Genomic DNA, 2,260 nt, shown 5'->3' with positions numbered 1-2,260 from the left:
CCTGGTCGGCGCTGTACGCCGAGGACGCCGGGCTGCTCGCCGAAGCTCCGCTCGCCCGGCTGCGGGCCGAGCTGCGGACGGCGCTGGCCGGTCTGGACCGCGACGCCGCCGACCGCTGCTGGGCCCAGGCCCGCGAGGCGTACGCCCTCGGCCGGATCACCACCGCCGAGGAGGCCGTCGCGGCCACCTGGCGCTGGCGCGACGGCCGGTTCCCCCGTCTGGTCCACCTGTGCGGCCCCTCCGGCAGCGGCAAGAGCAGCTTCGCCGCCGGGCTCACCGGCGTGACCGCCCGGATCAGCCTGGACGACCTGCGCGCCGCCCGGGGCTCGCGCGCCGACCAGCGCGACAACGCCGATGTGCTGCGCGAGGGCCTGGCCCGACTGGACGCCGCCCTGGCCGCCGCACCGGCCCCCGGCCCTGGAGAATCCACCGGTGACCCTGCGGGATCCACCGGCGCCACCGCCGTCTGGGACGCCACCTCGCTCAACCGCCAGCAGCGCTCCCACGTCCACGCCGTCGCCCAGCGCCGCGACGCCCTGGTCACCCAGGTGGTGCTGGTGGTCGGCGAGGAGGAGCTGCTGCGCCGCAACGCCGTCCGCCCGCACCCCGTGCCCGACCAGGTGCTCACCGCGCAGCTGCACCGCTTCGGCCCGCCCTACCCCGGCCAGGCGCACCGCACCTGGTACGTCGGCCCCGGTGGCACCGTGGAGGACACCGCGGGCACGCTCGACGAGCAGGAGGACTGATGCGCCCCATCGAACAGATCTGCCAGCGCATCCGCTGGGACGCCCGCTTCGACCCGGCGCGGTTCACCCTGGGCGTGCGCCACCGCGACGACCGCACCGAGCGCGTCCCGCTGGAGGCCTTCACCGCCTCCGGCGAGATCCCCTGGCACCGGGTGCACTGGGTCGAGGCGGACGGCGTACGGGTCTGGGACCGCGCCTCGGGCGTGGACCTGCTCGACCGCACCGAGGCCGGGCGCCGCACCGACCCGCCGCTCCTGCCCGCGCCCTTCTTCACCGCGACCACCCCGTACGCCTGGCACCCGGACGGCGGCTGGCGGCCGGCCCGGACCGGCGAGACCACCGAGACCGCCGGGACCGCCACCACGGCCACCGGCCTGCGCGTGGTCACCTGGAACACCCTGTGGGACCGCTACGACGCCGACCGGATCGCCACCGCCCGGCGCCGCCCGCTGCTGCTCGCCGCGCTGGCGGCCGCCGACGCCGACGTCATCGCCCTCCAGGAGGTCGAGCCGGAGCTGATCGCCCTGCTGCTGACGGCGCCCTGGGTCCGCGCCGGGTACACCCTCGGCGCCGACCCGCTGGGGCCGGAGGTCGACGACCACGGCCTGCTGCTGCTCAGCCGGCTGCCGGTGCTGGCGGCCGGGCGGCACACGCTGGGCCCGCACAAGGCCGTCACCGCCCTCGCGGTACGGGCCCCCGGCGCTCCGCTGACCGTCGCCGCAGTCCACCTCAGCAGCGACCACTCCCCGGACGGCGCCGACCGCCGCCGCTCCGAACTCGCCCGGCTCGCCGAGGGATTGGCGGGCGTGGAGGGAGAGCTGCTGCTGCTCGGGGACTTCAACGACGGCCGCTCCGGCCCGGCCGGCCCGGCCGCCGCGCTCGGCCTGCGGGACGCCTGGGCCGAGGTCCACGGGCCGGGCGACGACACCCCCACCTTCGACCCGACGGCCAACCCGCTCGCCGCGGTCTCCTCGCTGACCGGCCGCCCGGGCCGGCTGGACCGCGTCCTGCACCGCGCCGACGGCACCCGGGCCACCGCGGCCGTCCTGCTCGGCGACCGCCCGGACGAGGACGGGCTCCTGCCCTCCGACCACTACGGCGTGGCCGTCGACCTCCTCCTCGAAAGCGGCGACGGAGCCGCGGTCCTCGACGCCGCGCCCACCGCCCGCACCGCCGTCGCCTGGCTGCCGCCCGAGGAGCTCTGGCCGCCGATCCAGCACCTGCGCGAGGCGTACGACCCGCAGATGCGCCGCTGGCCCCCGCACGTCAACCTGCTGTTCGGCTTCGTCCCGGAGGCCGAGTTCGACCGCGCCCTGCCGCTGCTGGGCGCGGCCGCCGCCGAGGTGGCGCCGTTCACCGCCCGCCTGGAGGGCGTGCACACCTTCGGGCACCGCGAGGACGCCACCGTCTGGCTGGACCCGGCCGCCGCCTCCGCCGCGCCCTGGTCGGCACTGCGGCACGCGCTGGAACGGCGCTTCCCGCGCTGCCGCGGCCGGGCGGAGGGCTTCACCCCG

At 77.9% G+C, this 2,260-nt stretch carries 2 protein-coding genes; both read left to right on the top strand.

What is annotated here, in order from left to right:
• Positions 1 to 746: ATP-binding protein (locus AE652_RS39875; protein ID WP_049660566.1), on the top strand; the 746-nt coding region annotated here is incomplete at its 5' end.
• The coding region (locus AE652_RS39870; RefSeq protein WP_049660565.1) for an RNA repair domain-containing protein at positions 746 to 2,260 on the top strand (1,515 nt) is incomplete at its 3' end. The genes AE652_RS39875 and AE652_RS39870, both read left to right, overlap by 1 nt.

This window comes from Kitasatospora sp. MY 5-36 (assembly GCF_001182915.1).
Classification (GTDB): Bacteria; Actinomycetota; Actinomycetes; order Streptomycetales; family Streptomycetaceae; genus Kitasatospora.
The sequence above is the reverse complement of the archived record's forward strand: the minus strand, read 5'-3'. Positions and strand labels throughout refer to the sequence as shown.